33 protein-coding genes are annotated in these 24,118 nt (G+C 68.0%); 20 read left to right on the forward strand and 13 right to left on the reverse strand.

What is annotated here, in order from left to right; genetic code table 11:
• The first annotated feature begins 79 nt into the window (after positions 1 to 79).
• The 4 genes from ODE13_RS14515 to ODE13_RS14530 all read left to right on the forward strand — a co-directional run bounded on the left by ODE13_RS14515 (position 80) and on the right by ODE13_RS14530 (position 2,570).
• Positions 80 to 745, forward strand: a complete 666-nt coding sequence (locus tag ODE13_RS14515; protein WP_322479894.1) for a helix-turn-helix domain-containing protein — start codon at positions 80 to 82, stop codon at positions 743 to 745.
• Between the two features lie 45 nt (positions 746 to 790).
• A complete protein-coding gene (locus ODE13_RS14520; protein ID WP_322479895.1) occupies positions 791 to 1,438 on the forward strand; it encodes a dihydrofolate reductase family protein in 648 nt (215 codons plus the stop codon).
• A gap of 49 nt (positions 1,439 to 1,487) precedes the next feature.
• Entirely contained in the window at positions 1,488 to 2,090 is a 603-nt protein-coding gene (locus ODE13_RS14525; RefSeq protein WP_322479896.1) for a dihydrofolate reductase family protein, read from the forward strand.
• Positions 2,091 to 2,165: 75 nt separating this feature from the next.
• A complete protein-coding gene (locus ODE13_RS14530; protein WP_322479897.1) occupies positions 2,166 to 2,570 on the forward strand; it encodes a VOC family protein in 405 nt (134 codons plus the stop codon).
• 41 nt (positions 2,571 to 2,611) lie between these two features.
• On the opposite strand, the gene ODE13_RS14535 is transcribed toward ODE13_RS14530, so the two are convergent.
• Positions 2,612 to 2,890 carry a VOC family protein gene (locus ODE13_RS14535; RefSeq protein WP_322479898.1) on the reverse strand — a complete coding sequence of 93 codons (279 nt, stop codon included), beginning with the start codon at positions 2,888 to 2,890 and terminating at the stop codon, positions 2,612 to 2,614.
• Between the two features lie 160 nt (positions 2,891 to 3,050).
• The gene (locus tag ODE13_RS14540) at positions 3,051 to 3,440 is read right to left on the reverse strand and encodes a helix-turn-helix domain-containing protein (protein ID WP_322479899.1); all 390 of its coding nucleotides are present in this window, start codon (positions 3,438 to 3,440) and stop codon (positions 3,051 to 3,053) included.
• A 109-nt stretch (positions 3,441 to 3,549) separates the two neighbouring features.
• Here ODE13_RS14540 and ODE13_RS14545 point away from each other — a divergent pair, with 109 nt between their 5' ends.
• On the forward strand, positions 3,550 to 3,951 hold the full coding sequence (locus ODE13_RS14545; protein WP_322479900.1) for a nuclear transport factor 2 family protein: 402 nt from the start codon (positions 3,550 to 3,552) through the stop codon (positions 3,949 to 3,951).
• A gap of 64 nt (positions 3,952 to 4,015) precedes the next feature.
• Here ODE13_RS14545 and ODE13_RS14550 read toward each other — a convergent pair whose 3' ends face one another.
• Complete coding sequence (locus ODE13_RS14550; protein ID WP_322479901.1) at positions 4,016 to 4,645, reverse strand: isochorismatase family protein; 630 nt, start codon at positions 4,643 to 4,645, stop codon at positions 4,016 to 4,018.
• A 16-nt stretch (positions 4,646 to 4,661) separates the two neighbouring features.
• Positions 4,662 to 4,865 (reverse strand): hypothetical protein, encoded by a 204-nt coding sequence (locus ODE13_RS14555; protein WP_322479902.1) that lies wholly within the window; start codon positions 4,863 to 4,865, stop codon positions 4,662 to 4,664.
• Between the two features lie 94 nt (positions 4,866 to 4,959).
• On the opposite strand from ODE13_RS14555, the gene ODE13_RS14560 reads away from it, so the two are divergent.
• Positions 4,960 to 5,556 carry a CGNR zinc finger domain-containing protein gene (locus ODE13_RS14560; RefSeq protein ID WP_322479903.1) on the forward strand — a complete coding sequence of 199 codons (597 nt, stop codon included), beginning with the start codon at positions 4,960 to 4,962 and terminating at the stop codon, positions 5,554 to 5,556.
• Positions 5,557 to 5,563: 7 nt separating this feature from the next.
• On the opposite strand, the gene ODE13_RS14565 is transcribed toward ODE13_RS14560, so the two are convergent.
• Both ODE13_RS14565 and ODE13_RS14570 read right to left on the reverse strand, forming a co-directional pair.
• Positions 5,564 to 5,812: a GNAT family N-acetyltransferase gene (locus tag ODE13_RS14565; RefSeq protein ID WP_322479904.1), complete on the reverse strand. Its 249-nt coding sequence runs from the start codon at positions 5,810 to 5,812 to the stop codon at positions 5,564 to 5,566.
• Positions 5,770 to 5,955, reverse strand: coding sequence for a hypothetical protein (locus ODE13_RS14570; RefSeq protein WP_322479905.1), 186 nt, complete (start codon positions 5,953 to 5,955; stop codon positions 5,770 to 5,772). Before ODE13_RS14570 ends, ODE13_RS14565 begins: the two co-directional genes overlap by 43 nt.
• Positions 5,956 to 6,071: 116 nt before the next feature.
• Here ODE13_RS14570 and ODE13_RS14575 point away from each other — a divergent pair, with 116 nt between their 5' ends.
• Positions 6,072 to 6,491, forward strand: a complete 420-nt coding sequence (locus ODE13_RS14575; RefSeq protein ID WP_322479906.1) for a nuclear transport factor 2 family protein — start codon at positions 6,072 to 6,074, stop codon at positions 6,489 to 6,491.
• 24 nt (positions 6,492 to 6,515) lie between these two features.
• The gene (locus ODE13_RS14580) at positions 6,516 to 7,121 is read left to right on the forward strand and encodes a class I SAM-dependent methyltransferase (protein WP_322479907.1); all 606 of its coding nucleotides are present in this window, start codon (positions 6,516 to 6,518) and stop codon (positions 7,119 to 7,121) included.
• Here ODE13_RS14580 and ODE13_RS14585 read toward each other — a convergent pair.
• Positions 7,106 to 7,405 carry a DUF1905 domain-containing protein gene (locus ODE13_RS14585; protein ID WP_322479908.1) on the reverse strand — a complete coding sequence of 100 codons (300 nt, stop codon included), beginning with the start codon at positions 7,403 to 7,405 and terminating at the stop codon, positions 7,106 to 7,108. The two genes, ODE13_RS14580 and ODE13_RS14585, sit on opposite strands and share 16 nt — an antisense overlap.
• Before the next feature lie 70 nt (positions 7,406 to 7,475).
• Between ODE13_RS14585 and ODE13_RS14590 the strand changes: the two genes are divergently transcribed.
• The 5 genes from ODE13_RS14590 (at position 7,476) to ODE13_RS14610 (ending at position 10,684) form a co-directional block, all read left to right on the forward strand.
• Positions 7,476 to 8,282, forward strand: coding sequence for an alpha/beta fold hydrolase (locus ODE13_RS14590; RefSeq protein WP_322479909.1), 807 nt, complete (start codon positions 7,476 to 7,478; stop codon positions 8,280 to 8,282).
• An 80-nt stretch (positions 8,283 to 8,362) separates the two neighbouring features.
• Positions 8,363 to 8,800 carry a hypothetical protein gene (locus ODE13_RS14595; RefSeq protein WP_179540374.1) on the forward strand — a complete coding sequence of 146 codons (438 nt, stop codon included), beginning with the start codon at positions 8,363 to 8,365 and terminating at the stop codon, positions 8,798 to 8,800.
• Between the two features lie 9 nt (positions 8,801 to 8,809).
• Complete coding sequence (locus ODE13_RS14600) at positions 8,810 to 9,268, forward strand: GNAT family N-acetyltransferase (protein ID WP_179540373.1); 459 nt, start codon at positions 8,810 to 8,812, stop codon at positions 9,266 to 9,268.
• Positions 9,269 to 9,377: 109 nt separating this feature from the next.
• Complete coding sequence (locus ODE13_RS14605) at positions 9,378 to 10,079, forward strand: hypothetical protein (RefSeq protein ID WP_322479910.1); 702 nt, start codon at positions 9,378 to 9,380, stop codon at positions 10,077 to 10,079.
• Entirely contained in the window at positions 10,076 to 10,684 is a 609-nt protein-coding gene (locus ODE13_RS14610; protein ID WP_322479911.1) for an OmpA family protein, read from the forward strand. Before ODE13_RS14605 ends, ODE13_RS14610 begins: the two co-directional genes overlap by 4 nt.
• Before the next feature lie 6 nt (positions 10,685 to 10,690).
• Here ODE13_RS14610 and ODE13_RS14615 read toward each other — a convergent pair whose 3' ends face one another.
• A complete protein-coding gene (locus ODE13_RS14615) occupies positions 10,691 to 11,518 on the reverse strand; it encodes an aldo/keto reductase (protein WP_322479912.1) in 828 nt (275 codons plus the stop codon).
• Positions 11,519 to 11,578: 60 nt separating this feature from the next.
• Between ODE13_RS14615 and ODE13_RS14620 the strand changes: the two genes are divergently transcribed.
• Both ODE13_RS14620 and ODE13_RS14625 read left to right on the forward strand, forming a co-directional pair.
• A complete protein-coding gene (locus ODE13_RS14620) occupies positions 11,579 to 12,337 on the forward strand; it encodes a potassium channel family protein (RefSeq protein WP_322479913.1) in 759 nt (252 codons plus the stop codon).
• A 56-nt stretch (positions 12,338 to 12,393) separates the two neighbouring features.
• Positions 12,394 to 13,308: an NADP-dependent oxidoreductase gene (locus ODE13_RS14625; RefSeq protein ID WP_322479914.1), complete on the forward strand. Its 915-nt coding sequence runs from the start codon at positions 12,394 to 12,396 to the stop codon at positions 13,306 to 13,308.
• On the opposite strand, the gene ODE13_RS14630 is transcribed toward ODE13_RS14625, so the two are convergent.
• On the reverse strand, positions 13,298 to 14,023 hold the full coding sequence (locus ODE13_RS14630; RefSeq protein WP_322479915.1) for a maleylpyruvate isomerase family mycothiol-dependent enzyme: 726 nt from the start codon (positions 14,021 to 14,023) through the stop codon (positions 13,298 to 13,300). The genes ODE13_RS14625 and ODE13_RS14630 overlap by 11 nt on opposite strands.
• Before the next feature lie 360 nt (positions 14,024 to 14,383).
• On the opposite strand from ODE13_RS14630, the gene ODE13_RS14635 reads away from it, so the two are divergent.
• On the forward strand, positions 14,384 to 15,424 hold the full coding sequence (locus ODE13_RS14635; RefSeq protein ID WP_322479916.1) for a zinc-dependent alcohol dehydrogenase family protein: 1,041 nt from the start codon (positions 14,384 to 14,386) through the stop codon (positions 15,422 to 15,424).
• Between the two features lie 9 nt (positions 15,425 to 15,433).
• Here the strand turns inward: ODE13_RS14635 and ODE13_RS14640 are convergent, their stop codons facing one another.
• Positions 15,434 to 15,763: a VOC family protein gene (locus ODE13_RS14640; protein WP_322479917.1), complete on the reverse strand. Its 330-nt coding sequence runs from the start codon at positions 15,761 to 15,763 to the stop codon at positions 15,434 to 15,436.
• 89 nt (positions 15,764 to 15,852) lie between these two features.
• On the opposite strand from ODE13_RS14640, the gene ODE13_RS14645 reads away from it, so the two are divergent.
• The 4 genes from ODE13_RS14645 to ODE13_RS14660 all read left to right on the forward strand — a co-directional run bounded on the left by ODE13_RS14645 (position 15,853) and on the right by ODE13_RS14660 (position 19,838).
• Positions 15,853 to 16,587, forward strand: coding sequence for a sulfite exporter TauE/SafE family protein (locus ODE13_RS14645; protein ID WP_322479918.1), 735 nt, complete (start codon positions 15,853 to 15,855; stop codon positions 16,585 to 16,587).
• A gap of 82 nt (positions 16,588 to 16,669) precedes the next feature.
• Positions 16,670 to 18,256 carry an NAD-dependent epimerase/dehydratase family protein gene (locus tag ODE13_RS14650; protein ID WP_322479919.1) on the forward strand — a complete coding sequence of 529 codons (1,587 nt, stop codon included), beginning with the start codon at positions 16,670 to 16,672 and terminating at the stop codon, positions 18,254 to 18,256.
• 9 nt (positions 18,257 to 18,265) lie between these two features.
• Positions 18,266 to 19,201 (forward strand): aldo/keto reductase, encoded by a 936-nt coding sequence (locus ODE13_RS14655; RefSeq protein WP_322479920.1) that lies wholly within the window; start codon positions 18,266 to 18,268, stop codon positions 19,199 to 19,201.
• A gap of 61 nt (positions 19,202 to 19,262) precedes the next feature.
• Positions 19,263 to 19,838, forward strand: coding sequence for a protein-L-isoaspartate O-methyltransferase (locus tag ODE13_RS14660; protein ID WP_322479921.1), 576 nt, complete (start codon positions 19,263 to 19,265; stop codon positions 19,836 to 19,838).
• A gap of 1 nt (position 19,839) precedes the next feature.
• On the opposite strand, the gene ODE13_RS14665 is transcribed toward ODE13_RS14660, so the two are convergent.
• From ODE13_RS14665 to ODE13_RS14675, 3 genes are read right to left on the reverse strand one after another with little or no spacing between them, the layout of a single operon-like run.
• On the reverse strand, positions 19,840 to 21,885 hold the full coding sequence (locus ODE13_RS14665) for a hypothetical protein (RefSeq protein WP_322479922.1): 2,046 nt from the start codon (positions 21,883 to 21,885) through the stop codon (positions 19,840 to 19,842).
• Complete coding sequence (locus ODE13_RS14670; RefSeq protein ID WP_322479923.1) at positions 21,885 to 22,445, reverse strand: hypothetical protein; 561 nt, start codon at positions 22,443 to 22,445, stop codon at positions 21,885 to 21,887. Before ODE13_RS14670 ends, ODE13_RS14665 begins: the two co-directional genes overlap by 1 nt.
• 2 nt (positions 22,446 to 22,447) lie before the next feature.
• The gene (locus ODE13_RS14675; protein WP_322479924.1) at positions 22,448 to 24,115 is read right to left on the reverse strand and encodes a phenylacetate--CoA ligase family protein; all 1,668 of its coding nucleotides are present in this window, start codon (positions 24,113 to 24,115) and stop codon (positions 22,448 to 22,450) included.
• Positions 24,116 to 24,118 lie beyond the last annotated feature (3 nt).

Here is a 24,118-nt window from a genome sequence, read left to right on the forward strand (position 1 = left end):
GGGCGGGTCGCTCAACTGGTGGCGTCGCCGCCCTGAGAAAATGCTTGCCATTTCAAAGTCAACTCCATATTATGAAGTCATGACGAAGGACTACGGCCAGTTCTGCGGCCTCGCGAAGGCTGCCCGTGTGCTGGGGGAGCGGTGGGCGCTTCTCATCGTGCGTGATCTGAGCGTGGGGTCGCGGCGATTCAAGGAACTCCACGAGGGCCTCCCTGGAGTTCCGACGAGCGTGCTCACCACCCGCCTGCGGGAGCTGGAACAGATGGACATCGTGGAGCGGCGGACTGTGAAGCAGCCCGGACGCGGAGTGCTCTACGCGCTCACTCCGTACGGGGCCGAGCTCACGCCGATCCTCGACAGCCTCGGACGATGGGGTGCCCGGCGCATGAGCGCGCCGGCACAGGAGGACGTCATCACGAGTTCATCGCTGGCCGCTGCGCTGCGGGCGGCCTACCGGCCCGGGGTCATCACGGCCTCCAGGACCTATCTGATCCACGCCGGCCCGGTGACGGCCTGGGTCATGGTCGACGGAGAGGAGGTCGTCATCGAGACTGGCCTTCCCGAATCCGACCCGGATCTGACCATCCACGCCGGGCCGCAGCTGAGGCTGCTGCTGGCCGGGCGGCTCTCACCGGCTGAGGCGATCTCCGACGGTGCACTCGAGATCAAAGGGTCCGACACGGAGCTGTTGACCTTCCTCCAGGCGTTCCACGTGCCCCTCGATGACGTCACCACCGTGGCATGACTTGACGAACCCGATCCCACGACGATTTCAGAAGGGCGCTCCATCATGAAGCTCAGCATCAACCTGTTCACCACGTTGGACGGGGTCAGCCAGGGTCCAGGCAGCGCGGAGGAGGACACCCGCGGCGACTTCACCCGCGGGGGATGGCTCATGCCGTTCTTCGATGAGGGCTGCGGCCAGGCGGTCGACTCGTGGTACCAGCGCTGCGGCGCTCTGCTGCTGGGGCGACGCACGTTCGACACCTTCGCCTCTCACTGGCCCCACGTCACCGACCCGGCAGATGCCGTGGCCTGGAAGATCAACAATCTCCGTAAGTACGTGGTCACCTCGTCCCCGCTGGGCACGGTCTGGGAAGACTCCAGCACGACCCTCGGTGAGGGGTTCCTCGAGGAGATCGCCCGATTCAGAGAGGCCGACGACGATCTCGAGCTGCAGGTCCACGGCAGCATCCACCTGGCCCGGACGCTGCACGAGGCGGGCCTCGTCGACATCTACCGTTTCCTGGTGGCGCCCGCCGTCGTCGGAGGGGGCTCGCGTGTCTTCGGCATGGACGGTCCCGCCTCCGCGATGCGCATCGAGCAGAGCACTGTGACGTCGAGTGGAGTCCTCTCCCTCGAGATGACCCCACGTGCCTTCGACAACTCGCTCGCAGCGGCCGTTCAGGACGGCCAGGACGTCATCGTCGAGCAGTGAGCCCACAGGCCCACCATCTGCCAGACCCACGACCCAGAGAAGGATCGCCATGAGCTTTGTCAGTGCAGACATCAGCATGTCCCTGGACGGGTATGTCACAGGACCGCATCCGAGCCGTGAGAGCGGCTTGGGCGCCGGCGGTGAGGCCATCCAGGAATGGGTCTTCCGCTCGGCGGAGTCGCCTGAGGACCGCAAGGTCCTCGAGCAGGGTGGAGAAAGGGCCGGAGCGGTGGTCATGGGCCGCCGGACCTTCGATTTCGTCGACGGCCCGAACGGCTGGGACGACACGATCAACTATGCGTACGATCATGATGTCCCCGAGCGACCGCCAGTGGTCGTCCTCACGCACTCCGCGCCGGAGGAGACTCGCCATGCGGAGGGATTCAACTTCGTCACTGAGGGAATCGATGCGGCGGTGAGCGCAGCCCGCCGGCTGGCAGGGGACCGTGAGGTCGTCATCATGGGCGGAGCCGAGGTCATCGACACCGCACTCGTGGCCGGACTGGTCGATCGACTGCGCATCCATCTCTCGCCCGTCATCATGGGATCGGGGACGCGACTGTTCGATCTCGTGGGTGCGCCCCTGGCACTGAGGCAGGCCGAAGTCGTCGCCTCTCCACACGCCACTCACCTCAGCTTCGATGTCCGCTGACGGAGCGCGCGAGACATCTGCCAGGTTCCAGCTAGCAGCTCATTGCTGCGTCATTTCTGACAGAAGGAAACTCTCATGACGACACCCACCCAGCCCTTCACCCTCTGCCTGCCGATCGATGACAGGCGGCGTGCCATGGACTTCTACCGTGACGCCTTCGGCTTCGAACCGGTCGGCCCGCTCGCCGACGACGGCGTCCCCGAGCCGCTGCAGTTCAGCGTCGCTGCCGGTGTCACTCTGATGTTGATCCCGAGGGGAGGATTCGGCTGGGTGATCGGCCCCCGGCCGGCCGCCCCCACAGGCCAGAGCGAATGTGTGCTGAGCCTCATGGTGGACGGCGCGGCGGAGGTCGGCCGTCTGGCCGAGCGCGCTCACGCGGCAGGAGGGGAGGTGACCTCCCCTCCGCAGCGTCAGGACTGGGGATACGTCGCGGTCTGCGCTGACGTCGACGGGCACCTGTGGCAGATCATCGCCCCATAGTCCTCCTCGTCCGAAGCTCCGCTGGAGGGTGCGCTTTTCCGTCATAGGTAGGGGCGGGTGAGGAGCTCCAGATAGTGCCCTGAAGGATCCAGCAGATAGACGCGATCGAAGTGGTCGTCGTCGACCAGGTACGCGTAGTGCTGCGGCGGAAACTCTATCGGCGGTGTGGCGAACTGGAGGAGCACGCCGTCGGTGAGCTGGACGTTGTGGAAGGGGCCCCACGAGGGGGCCTCGTCTGCTTCGAGCAGGTCGCGGTAGAACCCCGCCATCTCGGCGGGGTCAGTTGAGGCGATGATCGTGTGGTTGAAACGCGCTGTCATGGTTCTCCTTGTGGGTCGTGAGTGGGTGGGGCAGGGCACTCACGCAAGGAGGTGCGCGGGTCAGGGCACGACCAGGTCGCCTGTCCGGGAGCGGCCGGTCATGGCCTGACTGGTCATCATCACCAACAACCTACTGTGCGACGATGCGTTGTCCAACTGATCAACGCGTCGAGATCTCCTCGGGCATGGTCTTCTCGTCGTACGCCGCCCGGGCGGCCTCGACTTCCTCGATATGCGCCTCCGCCCACTGGCCGAGCGCCGTGAGGGGCTCGCGCAGTGAGCGGCCGAGGGGCGTGAGGTCATACTCGACGCGCGGCGGCATCTCGTCATAGGCGGTCCGAGAGACGATTCCGTCGCGTTCGAGGTCCCGCAGCGTGTCGGCCAGGACCTTGCCGCTGATGCCGTCCACTGCTCGACGGATCTCCCCGAAGCGGAGGCGTCCTCTGCTGAGAGCGATGACGATCATCGCCGTCCACTTGTTCGCGATGCGCGCCAGGGACGTGCGCGACGGGCACGTCGCGACCATCACGTTCCACGGTGGCTGTTCCATCAGGGCCCCTCATCTACAGTTACGTTGGGGTAACAGGTTACCACTGGTTACTGTCAGGGGTGGCGCGGATCAGACGATTCCGCGACCTCCCGACGACAAGGATGACACCATGAGTGAGAGCACTCCGGCGGCAGTAGCCGCCACGTACTTCGAGGCCCTGGCGCGCGGCGACATGCCGAGGGCGATGGCCCAGCTCGGTGAGCAGGTGGTGTGGCACCAGCCGGGGGCGCACCGGTTCTCCGGCCAGCACGTCGGCGTCGAGGCCGTCGGTGCACACCTGGGGCGCATGATGGAGGCCAGCGAAGGGACCTTCCAGTTGGCGCCCACGGGGCCCGCGATGGTCAACGGTGGGTTCATCGCCGTGCCGGTCCGCTTCAGCGCCACGCGATCCGGCGCCGCGATGGACATGGCAGGGGTGGACCTGCTGACCATCCAGGACGGCAAGATCGTCGCGGTGCTTCTGTTCTCCGAGGACGGAGCCGCTGAGGACGCATTCTGGGGCGGGGCGTGAGGTGTGCTGGCGCCTCCTGCGGTGGAGGCGCCAGCACGGCCTGAGGCCTGCCGGTGATCTACGCTCAGGCGCTCTCGCGGCCCTGGGCCGCAGAGGTGACCAGATCGCTAGTCTCCAGCGGGTCGCCGGCCTTCAGTGCGCTGATCCAGGTCTCCGTGTCGGCGACTGCCGCCCAGTTTGACTGCAGCAGAGCCATCAAGATCTCGTGGACCTGCTGGGCGGACGCGCTGCCGGCGTCGTTGGCGAGATCGACGGCGCCGGTCGCGTCCGAGAGCACCTCGACGGCGATCCCGAGCGGCTCTGCGGCCGCGGCCGAGGCCAGTACGCAGTTATTCGTCATGTAGCCGACCAAGGTGATCGTGTCGATCTCCTGTTCGCGCAACCAGTCCTCGAGGCCGGTTCCGGCAAAGACGCTGGAGTACCGCTTGCTGATCCGCGTCGAGGCGTGATCCTGGACGGCGGCGATGTCCGGGTGGTTCTGCCAGGTGGTGGATCTGGCGGCGAAGACGGGGGTGCCCTCCGGCAGCTCGTGCTGCACGACCACTACGGGTGCCCCGGATTCGGCGGCGGCATCGATGGCGGAGCGGACTCGTGCGACGGACTCGTCGCGGTCGGGATGCTGGATCGGCAGCAGACCCTCGAAATACTCCTGCTGGGCGTCGATGACGATGAGGGCTCGGCGGGGTGCGGTCATGGTGTTCTCCGTTTCATCAGGGGTTGTTCATATGGGAGGTCGCTCCCATGGCGTGATGCTCTGACATCCAGAACCGGTGGTACCCGTGCTGGTCGGCGGTCCGGGCCAGGGAGGCCGTGGCGGCCAGTCCTTCCGCGGCGGTGGTGCCGACGCCGGTGCCACCTCCTGCGAGGACGGACAGCGCGAACGGCGCGGTGCCGGCAGGGGAGCCGAACTGCATGGGTGGTCTCTGCTCTCATGGGAGGAAAGAGCTTTTGGCGTGAGTCAGGCTAGCAGAGGTGTCATGGAAAGCGAAAATAGTTACCATGAGACCTATGCCTGAGTCACCGAAGCCCCTTGTGCCCGGCGCGCATGAGCACCCCAGCCTCGCGCTGGTCGACAGCGTCGAGGGCGGCGCACCGGGCAGGAGCAGCGATGCCCTGTCCACGCCGGAAGGGGCGACCGCCTGGTTGGCCGAGCATGACCTGATCGCACCGGAAGCGGTGCTGTACGAGCACTGTCAGCGTCGGCTGGTCGGGCTGCGCGAGGATCTCCGTGATCTGTTCACTGCGCATGTCACCGGCGATAGTCCGAGTCCTGAAGCGCTCGACGCCGTCAACCGGGCTCTGACCAGCGCACCCGGTGCTCTGCTTCTCCGGTTCGATCCGACAGTGCGGTTCAGCCGGAGCGTGGATCACCCGGCCACGCAGGTCGTCGAGCATGCCATGGCCGTCATCGCGGAGGACGCTGCCTCTCTGCTCACGGGAAGCGAGGAGCCGTCACTCGCGGCCTGCGAGGCACCCTCATGCCAGTGGTTCTTCCTACGCACGCATGCTCGCCGGCAGTGGTGCTCGACGCGGTGTGGAGATCGAGTCCGTGCCGCGCGCGCCTATGCCCGCAAGCGGGCCCAGCGGGGCGGCCCGGTGCGCTGAGCCTGCCTCACGGGCGTACCATGCGCTTTTCCGTCCCGACCGGATCAGATTTCGCCGCGCCGTCGAGCCGGAAGCCCTGCCTGGCGTAGAAGGCGATGGCCCGGTCGTTGCCGGCAAGCACCCAGAGATACGCGGGGTCCTCGCCGATCCCAGAGGTGAGCAGAGCATGGCCGACGCCGGTCCCGTACACCTCGGCGAGCACATACAGTGCCTTCACCTCGCGGCTGGGCAGGTCCTGGGCGTAGTCGACTTCCACTTGTGGAGCCGCTGGTCGCGGCGTGCGCGGCGTTCTGCCAGCACATCCTCGGAGATGAGACCGCTGTAGGCCTCATCCCAGACGTCGAGGTGGAGATCGGTCAGCTCCCCGGCGTCCTCGGGGACTGCGGGTCGTATGCGCATGGCTGCATCGTAGCTGGGCATGAGTCGGGCGTGTGTGACACCCAGGGTGAGGCAAGAGCCCGTCGCCAAGGATATTCTGAAGATCTACCCAAGACGCCCCCAGCCGAGGAGCCACCATGAATCCTGTCGAGACGGTCCGTGCATTCTGGGAGCACATGCAGCGTCGTGACTGGCACGGTGTGCGGGCGACATTGGCTGAGGACGTGGTGGTGGAATGGCCGGTGACGAACGAGACCTTCTTCGGAGCCGACCATGTGGTCGCCGTGAACGCCGAGTATCCGGAGGGGTGGGAGATCCGGGTGGTGCGGCTGGTGGGCAGTGGCTCGTTGGTGGTCGCTGAAGTCGAGGTGCCGCAGGCCGAGGTCGGGGTCTTCCGGACGGCGGCCTTCATGGAGGTCGTGGACGGACGGATCACGAGATCGGTCGAATACTGGGTGCACCTCGGAGGCGAGGAGCCGCCAGCTTGGCGGCGTTCGCTGGCGGAACGGTTCAGCACAGGCTCGGCCGGGAGCGGCGATCCTGCCATCGATGCATGACGAGCCGACAGTACAGTGGGATCCATGGCAGAACCGACGCGTTGGGTGACCGCGACCAAGGATGACCACTCCCAGTGGTACATCGACCGATTCCGCAGGATGGCGGCTCAGGGGGAGGACCTCGTCGGTGAGGCCCGGCTGGTCGATGCCATGGTCCCACGACAGGCCAGGATTCTGGATGCGGGATGCGGCACCGGCCGGCTCTCGGGGGACCTGCACCAGCGGGGGCACGCCGTCGTCGGCGTCGATGCGGACCCTGAGCTGATCGCAGCCGCCGCACAGGACCATCCGGGTCCGTCCTACGCTGTGGTCGACCTGACCGAGCTGGATCTGGACGCGCTCGGTATGGGCCAGCCCTTCGACGCCGTGCTCGCGGCGGGCAACGTCATGGTCTTCCTCGCACCGGGCACGGAAACACAGGTGCTGCGCCGGCTGCGGGCCTGCCTCACGGCCGAAGGCTTCATCATCCTCGGCTTCCACGTGGACCGGCACCTCAAGCTCACCGATTTCGACCAGTACGTGGCTGAAGCCGGACTGCGCGTGGAACACCGGTTCGCCACCTGGGATCTGAAGGCCTGGCACGATGACGCCGACTTCGCCGTCACCGTGCTGCGTCAGTCCCGGAGCTGATCTTCCCTCACGTCCAGGCGGACGGAGACGGCGTCGCCGACGTCGACACGTTCCGCGCGTTGGACCACCGCCTTGATCGGCACCAGAAAGCGCCCGTCCCGGGGCCAGGCGGCAGTGTCGAACTCGGTGGCCCCGATGATCGCGGTGACGGGCACCTGCCCCCAGTACATGAGTCCGCGTGCGGCCTCCTTCAGCTCGGCGGACATCTCCTCCGGCATGGGTGCGAACACGAACGGCGCGGGTCCACGCCACTCGATGAGCTCGGTGACGAAGCTCCAGGGCATGGCCGTCAGGCTAGCAACGGAGAGCTTTCCGGCGAACGAACGCCGTCCCGACGCCCAGTAGGCTGGGTGGGTGAGCATCTCAGCAGATTTCAGCCTGCACACGACGACGGTCGGGGACACCGGCTCGACGGTCGTCTTCCTGCATGGGCTCTTCGGGCAGGGCAAGAACTTCACCCAGATCGCCAAGGGGCTGACGCCGGACCATCAGAGCCTGCTGGTGGACCTGCCCAACCACGGACGCTCCGACTGGACCGAGGAGCTCGACTACCGGGAGATGGCTGACCTGGTCGCCGAGGAGCTGCGGGCCGGCGTCGCCGCTGATCAGCCGGTCCATCTGGTGGGCCACTCCATGGGCGGCAAAGTCGCCATGGTGCTGGCCCTGCGCCATCCGGAGCTGATCGACAGGCTGGTCGTCGTCGACATCGCCCCGGTGGCCACCGGCGGCTCCATGGGGCAGTTCGAGCACCTGCTGGGAAGCCTGGCGGAGCTGGACCTGACGCAGATCTCCTCCCGGGGAGAGGCCGACGAGCAGCTTCAGGAGAACATCGCCGATCCGATGATCCGCGGATTCCTGCTGCAGAGTCTGGTCCGGCGCGACGGCGGATTCGGCTGGCTCTCGAACCTGGACCTGCTGCGCGCCGAGCTCGACGTCATCGGTGGATTCCCTGACCTCACGGACACACAGTTCACCGGTCCTGTGCTCTGGGTCGCGGGCGCGGACTCCGACTACATCACCGAGGAGCACCGGTCGCCCATGCGGACCCTGTTCCCTCAGACACATCTGTTGCGGATCAACGACGCCGGCCATTGGGTCCACGCGGACCAGCCGGAGGTCTTCACCTCCGTGCTGCGCCATTTCTTCGCGCACCAGGACTGAGTGACGCGCCTGTGGAGAAGTTGTCCACAGTTGCATCCGCGGGGTGGCGTGACGCTCTGCCGGGTGGCGAGTATCGGAGCATGAGCTTTGAGGATCTCCCCCAGAACTGGACCCACCTTCCGCTGTCGACCCCGGGCCTCGCAGTCGACGTCGTCGATCTGGTCCTCCGCGAGTCCATGCGTGCCGAGGACACTCTGCTGCTCCTGCCCTGCGATGAGCATGACATCGCCTACCCCTCTCCGATCGCCATCGCCGAGGTGGAATGGTCCGCGCCGGAGGAGGAGCGTCGCGAGATCCTGGCAGCGTTGGCCGGCATCGGTGTCCCCTCGGTCGCCGTGGCGGTGTCCTCCTCACACAGACTGCCCGATGAGCTCGTCCGCAGATGGCATTCCGATGTGGAGTCTGCCTTCTCCGCCGCGGGGACTCGCCTGATCGGCTTCTTCTGCGGCTGGCCGTTCAGCGTCGAGCAGGTGGAACTCGAGCCTGCAGGCTCATCCCCGGATCCATGGGCCGCGTAGGATTTCGCCATGTCCACCGATCACTTCGTCCCGTCTGACTTCGAGCCCCCGACGTCGCTGGTCACTGAAGCGTTCCGCCTGGAACCCCTCGGGCCGCAGCACAATGAGGCGGACCACGCGGCATGGTCTTCGAGCATCGAGCACATCCGCGCGACTCCCGGGTATCCGGACGGCTCCTGGCCGCCCGTGGAGGGGATGTCGCTGGAGGCGAACCTGGCCGACCTGAGGCGTCATGCTGCCGACTTCACGGCGCGCAAGGGCTTCACGTTCACCGTGATGGACCCGGATGAGGGTGAGGTGATCGGGTGCGTCTACCTGTATCCCCCCGAAGCGGAGGGCCATGACGTCACCGTCCAGTCCTGGGTGCGTGCCGACCGTGCCGGACTCGACGCGCCGTTGGCCGAGGCGCTCGAGTCCTGGATCATCGCCGAGTGGCCGTGGGAGCGTCCCGATCGTTGTGGTCGGTGAATGGAACCCGGAGAAGTTTCGGACATCTGTGCCTCGGGGTTGTTCGCAACTGTGAACAGCAGTAAGGTGTTGCTATAGCAAACGCGAGATCGTCATCCTGGAGGCACCTGTGAACATCCGACCGGCACTTACCACCCTGAGCATCGCGGGACTCCTCGCGCTCACCGGCTGCGGTCTGCTCGACGGCGACGGCGACGATGCGACTCCCGATGCGTCCCCCGATGCGACCCCGGAACCAGCGGAGGATACCGAGGGAGAGGCCGAAGGGGGCGCAGAAGAAACTGCGGAGGAGCCTTCTGAGGACCCTGAGGACCCCGAGGGGGCCGGCGAGGATATGTCCCTGGACATCGCGGACGCCCAGTACACGGTGACCTACCCGATCCAGGGAGATGCGGCCGAAGGCGAGATCACCATGGGCCTGCACTCGTTGGAGGTCGATGACCAGGGCATGCTGCTCACCGTCAGCTTCATCCCCGAATACGAGGATGAGAATGCGGTTCACCGCTTCCGGACTCTTCACGGCCACGATGCCGGCTCGGTGCTGCTCCCAGTGATCAATGACCGCCAGAACTTCACCGCCTATCACGTGCCACGTCAGACCTCGAACCAGTTCGCCCAGGGCGGGGGCTGGCTCAGTGGGGCCTTCGGGCAGGGTGCGTGGGCCTCAGCGATCGGCGACGTCGAGGTCCAGTCGGGTGAGCAGGTCACCCATTGGGCCTACTTCCCGGCTCCGGTGGACGACGTCGACATCGTCGACGTCGCCGTGATACCCGGTGTGCAGGAGTTCGAGGGCGTGGAGATCCAGCGATGAGCGCCTACGGCACCGCCCCGGCTGGGATCGCTGCCGCGGGGCTCGCGCTGCTCGTCGTCCTGACGGGGGCGGTCTCCCCGGGGCACGTCGGCGCTCCGGTGCCGGATCAGGAGCAGCTCGACGCCCCACCGGAGCGTCCAGAGGGCCTGCAGACGGATGACGCCGTGGTCCCGTTTGACGCCGACCCGTTCATCTACCGCTTCGATCCTCAAGACTTCATCGAACAGCTCGGTGACCCACGGACTGAGGATGAGGAGGCGAATCTGATCTCTCTGTCCACCGACATCCTCTTTCGGATCAACAGCTGGGAGCTGCCGGACGGGGCAGGGGTACGCATCGCGGAGCTGGTGGCCGAGATCCCTGACGGGGCAGAGGTGCAGGTCACCGGGCACACCGATTCGGTCCCCACCGGGGAGGACTTCGACAACCAGGTGCTCTCGGAGAACCGTGCCGAGGCTGTGGCCGAGGCTCTCGAACAGGAGCGTCCGGACCTCGAGCTCCACGTGGCCGGCCGCGGAGACACCGAACCTGCGGTCACAGAGGACGAGGAGGATCCCGCCACCTTCGCGGCGAATCGTCGGGTGGAGATCACCTACGGAGACTGACCCCGGTCAACGTGTCGATACGGCGTGGTCCGGATGGGCGGTGCGCCGACCTTCCTCACCGCGGTCCAAAGCGTCCAGGACTGCCGCGTCGTGCTCATCGAGCTGCCAGTCGAGGATCTCCAGGTTGCTCGCCATCCGCTCGAGGTGATCGGTCTTGGGGATGATCACGTCACCGCGCTGCAGGTGCCAGCGCAGGATCACCTGGGCCGGGGTGCGGCCCAGCCGTGTGGCCAGCTCCTGGACGGCTGGATCGTCGAGGTCGTCGCCCTTGCCCAGAGGGCTCCACGCCTCGACGGCGATCCCGTGGTTCCAGCACCAGCGGCGCAGCTCGTTGTTGGCGAAGTACGGGTGGATCTCGATCTGGTTCACCGCAGGAAAGACGCCGGTGGCCTCGATAATCCGTTCCAGGTGGTGGGATTCGAAGTTCGAGACGCCGATCGCTCGAGCCCGCCCGGTCTCGGCCACGGAGATCATGGCCCGCCAGGTGTCCACGTAGTCGATGTCCAGCCCAGGCAGGGGCCAGTGGACGAGGAACAGGTCCACCGCGTCGACGCCGAGGCGCGCCAGCGACTCGTCCAGAGTGCGGTCGACGGCGTCGGGCGCGTGATTCCCGTTGTCCAGCTTGGTGGCGATGAAGACGTCGTCACGCGGCACTCCGGATGCACGGACTCCTTCGCCGACGCCGGCCTCGTTGTCGTACATCTGGGCGGTGTCCACATGCCGGTAGCCGGCCTCGAGGGCGGCGGCGACGTTCCTCGCCGGATCCGAGGATCGTCCGGTGCCATAACCGATCTGCGGGATGCTGGTGCCAGAATTCAGCTGCAGGTGTTCCATGGGCCGAGCATACGCGTCAGCGTCGGTCCGGGGTGATCGGTGTCGGCGTAGGATGCCGTCATGTTCGGTCTGACGCTGATGTTCACCCGTTTCCTCTCTGCTCTCCGGACGGCGTGGCAGGACCTCGTGTTCCGCGGGGCGCTGCTGAGCCTGCTGATGCTGGTGCTCAGCGCCACGATCTTCTACACGCTCACTGAGGGCTGGACCGTCCTCGACGCACTGTACTTCTCCGTCATCAGCGGCCTCACCGTCGGGTACGGGGACCTGACGCCGAGCAGCCCGCTGGCGAAGATCTTCACCATGCTCTACGCCATGCTGGCCGTGGGGCTGTTCGTCACCATCGCCGCCTCTCTGGGCGGTGCCTTCGCCAGGAACCGGTCCGAGCGTCGCGTGGGTCGGCGTCGTCGACGGCGGGACGGTGCGTCAGCGTCGGAGCCGCAGCTGCAGGTCGCCGGTGAACTCGATGAGGAGGCGCTCGAGGCCCTGCGCGCCCGGGCCCACCCGGACGGGTCCGCCTCGACCTGGTCTCCGCGCACCGCCGACGGTCGGGAGAGCTGGGTGGCGGCGACGATCTCCGATCGCCTGGTGGGGTTCGTCCGGATGGTAGGCGACGGGGATCGGGATGCCGTCCTGATGGAGCTGCTCCTCGATCCTGAGCACCACCAACTGGGGGAGGTGCTGGTGCAGCGGGCCGCCGAGGAGGCGCGGGCGGCCGGACACTGCCGGCTCTTCGCCGACTTCGCTGACGCTCAGGACCGTGCTCTGTTCAAGGCCTGCGGATTCTCTCGGGTCGCAGCCGGCGTTCGGCAGCTCTCCTGAGAGTGAACACCGGGAATGTGTGCGGATCCGTGACGGTTGCCGCCACCATGCGTGCAATGACCTATTCCGAGTACGGATCCCCTGACACTCTGCATCTCACCGAGCAGCCGACCCCGAAGCTGGGCCCTGGCGCGGTGCTCATCGCGGTGGAGCGTGCCGCGGTCAACCCCGTGGACTGGAAACTCATGGCCGGAGGGCTCGACGGCATGCTTGACGCCGTGTTCCCTGTGATCCCGGGCTGGGACGTCTCCGGGGTGGTCGAGGCCGTGGGCCCGGACGTCCCGGAGTTCTCTCCCGGTGACCGGGTGGCGTCCTACGCCCGCAAGGACGTCGTCCACGGCGGCACCTACGCCCAGTATGTGGCGGTGCCGGCCGCCTCCGTGGCGCGCGTCCCCGAGGGCGTCTCCTTCGACGCCGCCGCAGGCCTGCCGCTGGTGGGACTCACCGCGCTGCGCTCCCTGGAGATGCTGAACCTGTCCGGAGACGACACTCTGCTGATCCACGGCGCTTCAGGCGGGGTGGGTCATGTCGCGGCCCAGTTGGCAGCGGCCGATGGTGCACGGGTCCTCGGCACCGCCTCGGAGCGGAATCACGAGAAGCTCCGTGCCCTGGGAGTGGAGCCGCTCACCTATGGTGCCGGGCTCGAGGAGCGTGTCCGCGACCTGGCACCCACAGGGGTCACCGCCGTGGCCGACTTCGCCGGCGGAGTCCTCGAGCAGACTCTCGCTGTGCTGGCCGAGGGCGGTCGCCACGTGTCGATCGCGGACCCCACGGTGGAGGAGCACGACGGTCGCTGGGTGTGGGTGCGCCCCGACGGGCAGAGGCTGGGACAGCTCCTCACGAAGGTCGCAGACGGCACTCTGAGCGTGGAGATCGACCGGCACTTCCCGCTGAAGCAGGCGGCCGAGGCGATGAGGCACAACCAGTCCGGTGACGGATCCGGGAAGATCATCATCGACGTCACGGAGTGACCGGCTGATCCAGCAGCTGCCGCACAGGGACGCGATCGCCCCGCACCTCGAGGGATGAGTTCGCGAGGCCACGGCGCCCCCACAGCAGAAGATCGACCTCCTGAGCCCGGCCGCGGATCTCCGCGGCCGGGTTCTCTGTGCCTGCGGGCATGGTCCAGCTGCTCTCGGCGTCTGTCGCAGTGATCAGGACCGGAGACGACGGCGGCTCCGCACGTCCCAATCGCAGCTGACGGGCATACAGGACCGTGACGATCTCATCGATCCCGTCGGCCCAGACCTCCGCCGCCACGTGTGGTGGGTCGGCGTCGAGGGCCGCGGCGAGGTCATCGAGGTGGACCAGGGTCTCGTGGACCTGGCGGCGATGCCAGAACGACGCCGCCCCGTCGCCTCCGAAGATCCGAGCGGGAGCCTCGGGGCCCAGCTGAGTGAGGGTCTCGTGGAGATGGGCGGCGCAGGATCGATAGTACGCGGCGAGGCCCTCCGGGCGTTCTGCGGGGCGCTCCTCCCTGGGAGTCGCGGCCCGGCCCCGGGCCATGTCTGCCGCCCAGATGTAGACGTCACTGAGGTGCTCGGTGAGGTCCTCGACGGTCCACCAGCCGCAGGCAGGCACTGGTGCCTCGGAGTCGGCGACGAGCAGATGCGCGTGGAACTCCCGCTGCAGAGCGGCGAGCAGCGCGAGATGATCGATGTCAGTCCGGCGGGAGACGTCACTCATGGAGACAGCGTAGCTGCGGCGGCCACGGAGTGGCGTGGGCATGCTGAGGGCTACACCCGGGTGGGTGCGGTCCTCAGCGTGTGGGGCGGGGGCATGTGCTGGGAGCGGTGGGGTCGCGGTGGCCGTTCGGATGGCGATGACGGCGGTGTCATCGTGGTTGCCGGTACTGCCTTGTCGGATGGGTAGCGGAGGACGAGCAGACCGTGGGACTTCAGTCGGGGGCGTCGGCGGCATCGAAGCGTTCCACCAATTCAGGGCGGAGTAGGGTGCCGGCGGCGTCGCGGGTGGCGCGGCGTTGAGGGCAGGTCAAGTCCGACGGCTAGGGCTTCACGGTGGCGCCGCTGTGCCATGATCGATCCCATGCGAGCAGTCGTCTTCGATGCCATCCGCGCTCAGCCCGAGGTCCGCGACGTTCCCGAGCCCGTCGCGCCCGAGGGAGGCGTCGTCGTCGAGGTCCATGCCAGCGGACTGTGCCGCAGCGACTGGCACGCGTGGGCCGGCCACGAAGAGATCACGCTCCCGCATGTTCCTGGCCATGAGCTCGCCGGTACGATCACCGCTGTCGGCGCCGGAGTGCAGAGGTGGCAGGCGGGGGACCGCGTCACCGTGCCCTTCGTGTGCGGCTGTGGCCGCTGTCGATGGTGCCTTCAGGGTGAGCCGCAGGTCTGTCCGGACCAGGAGCAGCCCGGCTTCACCCACTGGGGATCGTTCGCCGAACGTGTGGCGCTCCATGCCGCCGACGCCAACCTGGTCGCCGTCCCGCAGAGTGTGAGCGCAGAGGCCGCCGCGAGCCTCGGCTGCCGCTTCGCGACGGCCTACCGAGGGCTCATCAGCCGCGCCGGACTCAGCGAGGGTCAGACGCTCGCCGTGATCGGCGTCGGAGGGGTGGGGCTCAGCGCGGTCATGATCGGACATGCCCTGGGTGCCCGCGTCATCGCCGTGGACCGCAGCCAGCCGGCACTGGACCTTGCCGCCGAGCTGGGCGCCGACGACACCATCATGGCCGGACCTGACGTCGACGTGCCCGCCGTCATCAGCAACCTCACCGGGGGAGGCGCCCAGGTGACCGTCGACGCCGTGGGGACTGAACAGACCTGTGCGGATGCGATCCACAGCCTCCGCCGCCGGGGCAGACATGTCCAGATAGGTCTGCTTCCGGCGATCGAAGGGCACCCGCGCGTCCCCATGGACCGGGTGATCGCCTGGGAGCTCGACGTCTTCGGCAGCCACGGCATGGCAGCCGGCGCCTACCCGGGGATGCTCGCCATGATCGCCCAGGCCCGTCTGGACCCTGAGCAGCTCATCGCCCGCACCATCGGGCTGGAGGACGCCGCATCGGCGCTGCCTTCCATGGAGACCGCACCACGGGCGGGCATGACGATGATCGACCCGCGGCGCTGAACGGTGGCGTCACACGTGCGTCCCGACATTGACCACCCGGCCTGAGTCGTCGCGGTAGAAGAACCTCTTCACACCCCAGGCCTCCAGCGTCAACGGGTGCACGATCTCGGCCCCCGACTCCTGGGCGAGGCGGTAGGCGCGCTCGACGTCGTCGACGAACACCGAGACCTCCGGATTCACCGAGGCGGAGGCGTCTTGGGTCATCAGGCCGAGCTGATGTCCGGCGTCGTCGGCCAAGAAGGCCACCCATCCGAGGTCCATCACCACGTCCAGCTCCAGGATCTCGCGGTGCCGGCGGATGGCTGCAGGGAGGTCGTCCACCGTCAGGATAGGTGTCACGCGCTGTACCGACATGCATCCATGGAACCCGGTGAGAAATCTTAGGGCAAGAGCCCGCTCGCTGAGCCGCCGCGCACTAGGCTGTCACGGTGATCGACCTCGATTCCCTCAGCTGGCTCCTGCTCGCCCTCGGCGCCCTCATCGTCGGTCTGTCCAAGACCGCACTGCCTGGTGCGGCCACGCTGGCGGTGGCGATCTTCGCCGCGACCATGCCCGCCCGAGAGTCCACGGCGGCCCTGCTGATCCTGCTGCTGGTCGGAGACCTGTTCGCCGTCTGGATGTACCGGCACGACGTCGACTGGGCCACTCTGCGCCGACTGGTGCCTGCGGTCCTGGTGGGCCTGCTGGTCGGGGTGGTCTTCCTGGGCCTCTCCTCCGACGCCGTCGTTCGCCGCGTCATCGGTGGGATCCTGCTGGCGCTGCTCGCCTTCACGCTGTGGCGGCGGCGATCCCGCACCGACGCCTCGGAGCTCGGTCGCACGGCAGCCTACGGCTATGGATGGTTGGGCGGGTTCACCACGATGGTCGCGAACGCGGGAGGTCCGGTGATGAGCATGTACCTGCTGGCCATGCGCCTGCCGGTGAAGGCCTTCCTGGGCACCACCGCCTACTTCTTCTTCGCGGTCAACCTCGCCAAGCTTCCGTTCCAGGTGGGGCTGGGTCTGCTGACCCTGGAGGTGTTGACGATCGCCGCCGTCCTGGTGCCGTTGGTCGTGGTCGCGGCCTTCGCCGGTCGTTGGTTGGCCACCCGCATCTCGCAGCGGGTGTTCGATCGGCTCGTCCTGGTGCTGACCGCCGTGGGAGCCGTCAACCTGCTCGTCTGAGGCGCCCTTGTGTCCGGCGCCGCGGCGTGGTCTTGTAGGAAAGGACCAGCAGGTCAAGGACACCGAGGAGAAGGAGGACTCCGTGCGGATCGCTGTCGTCGGAGCCACCGGGAATGCCGGCACGGCCGTGCTCAGGGAGCTGCATCTGCGTCCGGAGGTCACATCCGTGATCGGCATCGCGCGGCGCCTTCCGGACACGGACACCGAGCCGTACTCGCATCCTGAGTGGGCCACCATCGACATCCAGTTCCCTGAATCTCGGGAGTCCCTTGCACAGGCGTTCCAGGATGCCGACGCCGTCATCCACCTGGCCTGGCTGATCCAGCCCAACTCGGAGCGTGAGCTGCTGCGCCGGGTCAACGTGGACGGCACGCGTCACGTGCTCGAGGCAGCGGCTGAGGCTGGGGTGGAGCGGATCGCCGTGGCCTCCTCGGTGGGCGCGTACTCGCCGGTCGACGACGATGAGCCGCGCCGCGAGGACTGGCCCACTGAAGGGATTCCGGGGTCGCACTACAGCGTGGACAAGGCCGCCCAGGAGCGGGTGCTGGATGAGTTCGAGACCGCGCACCCCGGCATCGCGCTGGCGCGCCTGCGCCCCGGACTCATCTTCCAAGGCTGTGCCGGATCGGAGATCCAACGATACTTCGCCGGACGGTGGGCCCCGGTGCAAGTGCTCGACGCCGTCCGCCCACCCGTGGTGCCGCTGCCTCGAGGTGTGCGCGCCCAGGCGGTGCACGCCGCCGACGTCGCCTCGGCCTACGCCGAAGCGGTGATCCGAGGCGCTCATGGTCCTTTCAACATCGCGGCCGATGATCTGCTCGATGCGCAGCGTTTGGCGCAGATCGTCTCAGGCGGCCGTGGCAGAGCCGTGGTCCTTCCGTCCCGCCCGCTGCGGACCGCGATGCGGGCCGCCCACCGGGCTCGGCTGCTGCCTGCGGACGAGGGGTGGCTGGACATGGGGATGAAGGCGCCGATCATGGACACCAGCCGTGCCCGGGAGGAGCTGGGCTGGCGTCCGCGCCGCAGCGCCGCCGACGCGGCGGAGAGCCTGCTGCAGGGCATGGCCCAGGGCGAGGGCGCCGCCTCGCTGCCGATGCGCCCACGGTCCGGCCCGCGTGTGGACCCCACTCCGCTGCCGACGCGGGACCACCAGCTGCCACGGGACCTCGACGCCGACCTGCTGCGTCAATACATGGCTGACCATCTCACCGGGGCCACCGCCGGGGTGGAGCGCATCGAGGCCATGGCCGAGGCCTACTCGGACACCCCCGTCTTCCCTGAGCTCTCCAAGGTGGCCGAGGAGATCCGTCGGGAACACACCTTCCTGCAGAAGCTCATGGCCAGCCAGGACTTCCCCCGCCCCGGAGCATCCTCCGCACTGGCCTGGGTGGGGGAGAAGGCCGCGCGGCTGAAGCCCTACGGCCGGGCACCCTTGAACCGTTCGCCCTCGGAGCTGCTGCTCGAATGCGAACTGATGTCCAGCGCGATCACCGCCAAGATGCATGGATGGCTGGTCCTGCAGGAGCACGCCGAAGAGCTCGGTATGGATGAGGCGGTGTTCGCTCAGCTGGTGGAGGATGCGGAGGAGCAGCTCACCACCCTGCGGGAGGCACATCGTCATGTGCGGGAGCGTGCTTTCCGGAACCGGCCGGACGCCCTTCCGGAGTAGGCTGTGATCATGCGCACTCAGAGCATCGCCCATACCGACATCACCGCACCCAACGTCACGCTCGGTCTGATGAGGATCCCGGAGAAGTCCGACGAGGAGATCCGCGAGCTGGTCAGCACCGCCCGGAGGGCGGGGATCGACTTCTTCGACCACGCGGACATCTACGGCCCAGGCCTGACCACGCACGGGTGTGAGCGGCGTTTCGCCGAGGCGATGCAGCTGAGCTCTGCCGAGCGGGAGGAGATCACTCTCCAGACGAAGACCGGGATCGTCAAGGACGGCCCCTACTACGACTTCTCCTATGAGCACATCGTCAGTTCGGCGGAGGAGTCGCTGCGGTCTCTGCAGACCGACTACCTCGACATCCTGCTGCTCCACCGTCCGGACATCCTCGTCGAACCGGAGGAGGTCGCCCGGGCCTTCGACCACCTGGCCTCGACCGGGAAGGTCCGCCACTTCGGTGTCTCCAACCACACTCCGGGGCAGATCGAACTGCTGCGCACCGCTGTCAGCCAGCCTCTGGTGGTCAACCAGGTGCAGCTCTCGCTGCCCCATGCGGCGATCCTCGCGGAGGGGATCATGGCCAACACCCTGGGGCTGTCCTCCGTGGTGTCCCCGAACGGGGAAGGGATCGTGGAGTACTGCCGGATCAACGGCATCACCCTGCAGGCCTGGTCGCCCTACCAGTCCCCGCACGGAGTGTTCATCGGCTCTCCGCAGTACCCGGAGCTCAATGCGGTGCTGGACCGCCTGGCGCAGAAGTACGCCGTCACCCCGACGGCGATCGCCACCGCGTGGATCACCCGCCATCCTGCAGGGATGCAGGTGGTGCTGGGCACCACTCGTCCGGACCGTGTCACGGAAGCCGCCACAGGCTCCGAGATCCCGTTGACCAGGTCCGAATGGTACGAGCTGCTGCGCGTCGCCGGGCACCGCGTGCCCTGAGCCGCCGGGAGATCCCAGGCCCTTCGCCCAGCATGGTGACGACCCTTATCATGAGGGCACCATGGACGATCCTGCCGGAGCCGATCCCGTCGTCCGCGCGATGGACGAGGTGCGCCGCGTCGACTTCCTGCCCGGGCCGCAGCGGCAGCTCGCTGCTGCGGACGAGCCTCTGTCGATCGGCCACGGCCAGACGAACTCCCAGCCGAGCACGGTGGCGCGCATGCTGCGTCTGCTCGATGTGCGCCCCGGGCAGCGGGTGCTCGACGTCGGCTCCGGCTCTGGGTGGTCCGCTGCGCTGCTGGGCCGTCTGGTCGGTCCGGAGGGCGAGGTCCTCGGGGTGGAGCTGATCCCCGAACTGGTGGCCCACGCCCAGGAGGCGGTCGCTCGGCAAGAGATGCCCTGGGTGCAGGTGCATCAGGCCCAGCGGGGCGTGCTCGGGCTGCCCGACGCCGCACCCTTCGACCGGATCCTCGTCTCCGCCGACGCGCCGCGGACCCCTTTCGACCTGATCGACCAGCTCGACGACGACGGCGTGCTCGTGGTCCCCGTGGTCGGGGAGATGTGCCGCATCCGGCGCAGTGCCGACGGCGTCCAGGCCAGTGTGCACGGACAGTACCGGTTCGTGCCGCTGCACTGACTCACCGGTGCCGCCGCGCCGAGCGCGGCGGCACGTCGTCGGGGATCCCCACTCTGAAGTAGGCGACCGGGTGGTCCACGCCCAAGGAGCCGACAGTGGCCGGGCAGTCGATGACCTGAGAGGCCGGGGACGCTGCCATGCCCTGCCGGTGCAGCTCCAGCCAGAGCCGTTGGAGGCGGCGTCCGGCCTCAACCAGCCCTGCGGGGGAGAGGTCCCGCGCCTCCATGACCACCGGGACACCGGTGCCGGCCCCGGCCAGCGGAGGGGAGAACCGGCCCAGCAGAGGAGGCAGCACAGGGCGCAGCGCTCGGAGTCCGAGGCTCAGGCCCCTGCGCAGGGGCCGGGGAAGTTGGAGACATTCCGCCGAGAGACCATCCTCATGCCAGCGTGGATCCGACGGGTCCAGGCGCAGCCAGTCCAACAGCTCCGCGACCAAGGACGGGGAGGAGGCGAGATAGCGGCCCGCACGCCGTTCCAGCGGGTCGGCGTCCAGGGCATCGAGGGAATGGAAACCCTCTGGAAGGTGCAGCTCGCCCGGGGGCAGCAACGTGCCGCGGTGGACCCGGCGGGTGAGCACGTCATCGACGTCGGCGGTCACCTCCTGCACCTCACCGGCGGTCCAGGTCAGCACGATGCGAATCTCCGGCCCGGCACCCCGGACATCGTCGACCCGCACCTGCTGGCCCTCGGCGGCTGCGGCGACGGCGAAGGACTCGATCCAGGCCCCCAGGCTCAGGTGCAGGTCGCGGTGATCCGGATCTCCCACCGGCAGGGTGCGTGCCGGGTCCACTGTCAGCTCGAGGCGCGGCTCGGCGCCGTCGTCGAGGAGCTGAGGTTCCCAGGGCTGAGTGTTGTGTGCGCTCGGGGCACGGGCTGCGATCAGACACCAGGACTGAGGGTCCGGAGAACGGCCAGGACGGGGCAGACGGCGATGGAAGAAGCTCAGCCGGTGCAGCGGGCGGCCTCCCGCCTTCGCGAACACCGCCGAGGACCCTTGATTCTCCTCGCCGATGAACGTGACCCGCAGGTGATCCCAGCCTCCTGCGTGCAGCGAGGCGAACAGCTCCCGGGCCACCAGGGTGAGCAGGCCCTGACCCTGGCGGTCCGGCCGGGTGCCCTGGACGATGAGCACTGCATCCCTGGGCCGGCTCCGCCGGAGCAGCGCCGGAAGCTGACGCAGCCCCAGCTCTCCGCGCCAGCGGCGCAGCAGAGGCGCAGGATCCGGCACCACCAGAGCGAAGCTCGCCAGATCGCCGGAGCCGTCACCGAGCATCACCACCAGGCGCGGGTCCATCAGCAGCTCCAGACCCGCGGTCTGGCGGGTCATCTGTCGCCGGGAGATCGACGTGTAGTAGGGCAGCTGGGCGAAGGAGGCGTTGAGGGCCTGGCGGATCAGCTCCACCTGGCCGCGGGACCCGCGCAGTCGCAGGCGCGAGGCCGGGATGCGGCGCACCCCGGCCGAGGCGAGCTCCGTCTCGGTGGGTCGTCGGCGCTTCTCGGGCGGGATATGCCGCACCGGGATCTCCCAGGTGGCCGCCGGGTACCAGGGCTGGAAGCCCGCGGCAGTGAGGCTCTGGGCCAGCAGCGGCGGAGTCCAGGGCGAGTCGAAGAACCCCGCCTCCTCGAACCCTGCGGTCAGCGCGCCGCCGAGCTGATTCGGCAGCAAGGTCACCGGTCCGAAGACTCCTGCTGCGCCTGCGGCCTGCGCACGCCGGAGGACCTCATCGAGCAGAGCTTTCAGCACCTTCGCGGACCCGGCCGCCACCGCGCCGAAGAGCTGGAACGGGCCGGGCCCGAGCCCGGCGGCCAGCACGGCGTCGGCCTCAGAGGACCGGTGGGTGAGACACCGGCCCACCGGGGCGCCGCTCTCGTCTCGGACCAGCAGCAGCACCACCGAGTCGACATGCGGATGCTCCCCGCGGGACCAGGCGCGTACGTCGTCGGCCAGCACCGGCACCTCGCGGGGGTCGGTGGCGGGCAGCGCCAGGAACTCCTCGCAGGCCGCCGGGGTGCGGACCTCCTCCAGGGTGAGTCGCGACGTCGGCATCAGCGCCTCCGGCGCAGCGGATTCAGCGCTCGCGCCAGGGCGGTGATCTGGCCCACGCCGGTGACCGTGGCGCGCAGCCGATCCGGGAGATCCCCCGGGCGTCGATCTCCGGGCCGCTGGTCCTGCCACCGCTCTACCATATGCAGCTCCTCGGAGTCGGCCCGCCAGGTGCCGTTGGCATAGCCGACGTCCTCGGCCTCCAGAATGCGGATGAACCCACCGACCACCGGAGCCTTCGCCGGGTCTGCGGAGCGGGTGCCGGTCTCCGGAGAGGTTCCGACGAGCCAATGCATGATCGCCTGGTGCTCCGGCATCTTGGCGAACTCCATCAGCGACTCCCGGGACTCGAAGCTGACCACCAGGCCGATGCGCAGCGGGAACTCGTAGTAGCTGCGGTGCCACAGGTAGCCCGGCGCCCGCTTCAGCGCCCGGCCCAGCGGCGCCCAGGTGATCAGCTGCTCGGCGAAGGCCTTGGGGCTGCGGTATTCGTTGCAGCCCAGGAAGAGCGCACCGGTGCGGGCCTGCGGTGCACGGCAGGCGGAGAAGTCGCGGGTGCGCATGGTCAGCTCTCCCCGGTCCTGAGGTAGACGTTCTTGATCTTGCGGCGGGAGGCGTCGTCGGCGAAGGGGCCCGTGCGCCAGCGGTGCACGTGGACCCGCAGATCCCCGGCGCTCTCGTCCTCCTCCAGCGATTCGGCCACGTCCCGGGAGACGGAGGCCAGATGCTTCAGCATCCCGGAGGCCAGGGTCTGGGCCAGGTCGGCGCGGGCGTCGTCGTCGAGGTCGGCGTCCGGGTGGAGCTGCGGCTCGTGCAGCTGAACGTGCAGGGTGGGGCGCTGCTCCAGCTCGTCGGTCTGCAACAGCTCGATCTGGAACGACTCGATGAGCCGGGCGACCTGCGGGTCCCGGTAGAGGCCGTTCTGCACGTCCACCGGGTAGATGTTCGCGCCCATGTAGGAGATGGTCGAATCAGTGCGGCCGAAGAGCAGCAGGAAGGGCAGCTTCATCCGCTGGTGCCGGTAGGCGCGCTTGAGTCGGGGGACCAGGTCTGGGAAGTCGGCGGTGAGCTCCACCATCTCTGGGAAGGAGAGCAGCCGGGCCTCGTCGCCGATGTTGTACCGCAGCCGGGGGCTCATCACCGCCGCTGAGTTGATCGTCACCACCAGTTCATCATCCTTGGTGGTCTCCAGATAGGTCTCCAGCGGGTTGTACTGGAACACCATCGGGATGCGCGTCTCGTCCTCGCCGAGCACCCGGGTGCGGAAGGCCGAGTCTGCGATCAGCTCCCGCCGCAGGGTCACGGACAGGTCGGTCTCGCCGCCCATGCCGATCGTCAGGTCCGAGGCGCCGTAGCCGGAGTAGACCCGGTGGAAGCGGCGCTGCAGGTGGTCGCGCAGTCCCTCGGTCATCGCCTCGCCGCCGACGAAACCGTTGAGCCGAAACTCGGCGAACTCGTCTCCGGCAGCCTCCATCCGGTCTGTCAGATGCTTGAGGAAGGGCGGGTAGGCGGTGATCAGGTAGGTGAACCGTGGGCCGAAGTGGCGCATGGTGTCCAGGATCTTGTCCAGGTCCGGGCCGGTGTTCTTGACCATGGCGATCTTTGCCATGGCCTGCCCGGTGTTGGTGCCGGTGGCCCAGGCGCCCATGGAGAACGCGTTGATGCAGAACAGGTTCTCCTCGCCGAAGAGCGTCGTCACATACCCGGCGACGTTCTTGTGCACGGTGTCGAGCTCCTGCTTGGACCTCATCCAGTTGAACGGGGTCCCCGAGGAGCCCGAGGATTCGTCCACCACGGTGCCGGCGACGTCGATGCGTCCGTTCCAACACCGAGTGGCCTCCTGGTAGCGGCGCACGTAGCCGTCCTTGGAGGTGGGGGTGTAGGAGTTCAGATCCCACCAGCTGAACTCGTAGCCGCTGCGGGCCAGGTGGTCCTGATAGGCGGGGACATCCAACGAGGCGTGTTGGCAGATCATCCAGGCGTTGAGCTGTGCGAAGCGCTCCAGTGCTGGGTGATAGTTGCGTGCGGTGAACCGCCAGAGCGCGGGGTCAGCGCGGTAGAGCCGATATGCGGCGGTGAGGCCCACATTGGCCGAACGCAGCATCACTTGCCGGGCGATGTTCACCGGCCCACGGCGGATCGGCAGTCGCCGCAGATGCGCCTGATCTTCGTCGGGGACGGCCGGACGCAGCCGGAGGGCCTTCAGGGAGGACAAGAGTGTCGATCGCGCCATGGG

The sequence above is a fragment of the Nesterenkonia sp. HG001 genome (genome assembly GCF_034438835.1).
Classification (GTDB): domain Bacteria; phylum Actinomycetota; class Actinomycetes; order Actinomycetales; family Micrococcaceae; genus Nesterenkonia; species Nesterenkonia xinjiangensis.

Coding starts and splice junctions, on each gene's coding strand:
- ODE13_RS14515 (WP_322479894.1), top strand. CDS start 80: ATGACGAAGGACTACGGCCAGTTCTGCGGCCTCGCGAAGGCTGCCCGT.
- ODE13_RS14520 (WP_322479895.1), top strand. CDS start 791: ATGAAGCTCAGCATCAACCTGTTCACCACGTTGGACGGGGTCAGCCAG.
- ODE13_RS14525 (WP_322479896.1), top strand. CDS start 1,488: ATGAGCTTTGTCAGTGCAGACATCAGCATGTCCCTGGACGGGTATGTC.
- ODE13_RS14530 (WP_322479897.1), top strand. CDS start 2,166: ATGACGACACCCACCCAGCCCTTCACCCTCTGCCTGCCGATCGATGAC.
- ODE13_RS14535 (WP_322479898.1), bottom strand. CDS start 2,890: ATGACAGCGCGTTTCAACCACACGATCATCGCCTCAACTGACCCCGCC.
- ODE13_RS14540 (WP_322479899.1), bottom strand. CDS start 3,440: ATGGAACAGCCACCGTGGAACGTGATGGTCGCGACGTGCCCGTCGCGC.
- ODE13_RS14545 (WP_322479900.1), top strand. CDS start 3,550: ATGAGTGAGAGCACTCCGGCGGCAGTAGCCGCCACGTACTTCGAGGCC.
- ODE13_RS14550 (WP_322479901.1), bottom strand. CDS start 4,645: ATGACCGCACCCCGCCGAGCCCTCATCGTCATCGACGCCCAGCAGGAG.
- ODE13_RS14555 (WP_322479902.1), bottom strand. CDS start 4,865: ATGCAGTTCGGCTCCCCTGCCGGCACCGCGCCGTTCGCGCTGTCCGTC.
- ODE13_RS14560 (WP_322479903.1), top strand. CDS start 4,960: ATGCCTGAGTCACCGAAGCCCCTTGTGCCCGGCGCGCATGAGCACCCC.
- ODE13_RS14570 (WP_322479905.1), bottom strand. CDS start 5,955: ATGCGCATACGACCCGCAGTCCCCGAGGACGCCGGGGAGCTGACCGAT.
- ODE13_RS14575 (WP_322479906.1), top strand. CDS start 6,072: ATGAATCCTGTCGAGACGGTCCGTGCATTCTGGGAGCACATGCAGCGT.
- ODE13_RS14580 (WP_322479907.1), top strand. CDS start 6,516: ATGGCAGAACCGACGCGTTGGGTGACCGCGACCAAGGATGACCACTCC.
- ODE13_RS14585 (WP_322479908.1), bottom strand. CDS start 7,405: ATGCCCTGGAGCTTCGTCACCGAGCTCATCGAGTGGCGTGGACCCGCG.
- ODE13_RS14595 (WP_179540374.1), top strand. CDS start 8,363: ATGAGCTTTGAGGATCTCCCCCAGAACTGGACCCACCTTCCGCTGTCG.
- ODE13_RS14600 (WP_179540373.1), top strand. CDS start 8,810: ATGTCCACCGATCACTTCGTCCCGTCTGACTTCGAGCCCCCGACGTCG.
- ODE13_RS14610 (WP_322479911.1), top strand. CDS start 10,076: ATGAGCGCCTACGGCACCGCCCCGGCTGGGATCGCTGCCGCGGGGCTC.
- ODE13_RS14615 (WP_322479912.1), bottom strand. CDS start 11,518: ATGGAACACCTGCAGCTGAATTCTGGCACCAGCATCCCGCAGATCGGT.
- ODE13_RS14620 (WP_322479913.1), top strand. CDS start 11,579: ATGTTCGGTCTGACGCTGATGTTCACCCGTTTCCTCTCTGCTCTCCGG.
- ODE13_RS14625 (WP_322479914.1), top strand. CDS start 12,394: ATGACCTATTCCGAGTACGGATCCCCTGACACTCTGCATCTCACCGAG.
- ODE13_RS14630 (WP_322479915.1), bottom strand. CDS start 14,023: ATGAGTGACGTCTCCCGCCGGACTGACATCGATCATCTCGCGCTGCTC.
- ODE13_RS14635 (WP_322479916.1), top strand. CDS start 14,384: ATGCGAGCAGTCGTCTTCGATGCCATCCGCGCTCAGCCCGAGGTCCGC.
- ODE13_RS14655 (WP_322479920.1), top strand. CDS start 18,266: ATGCGCACTCAGAGCATCGCCCATACCGACATCACCGCACCCAACGTC.
- ODE13_RS14660 (WP_322479921.1), top strand. CDS start 19,263: ATGGACGATCCTGCCGGAGCCGATCCCGTCGTCCGCGCGATGGACGAG.
- ODE13_RS14665 (WP_322479922.1), bottom strand. CDS start 21,885: ATGCCGACGTCGCGACTCACCCTGGAGGAGGTCCGCACCCCGGCGGCC.
- ODE13_RS14670 (WP_322479923.1), bottom strand. CDS start 22,445: ATGCGCACCCGCGACTTCTCCGCCTGCCGTGCACCGCAGGCCCGCACC.
- ODE13_RS14675 (WP_322479924.1), bottom strand. CDS start 24,115: ATGGCGCGATCGACACTCTTGTCCTCCCTGAAGGCCCTCCGGCTGCGT.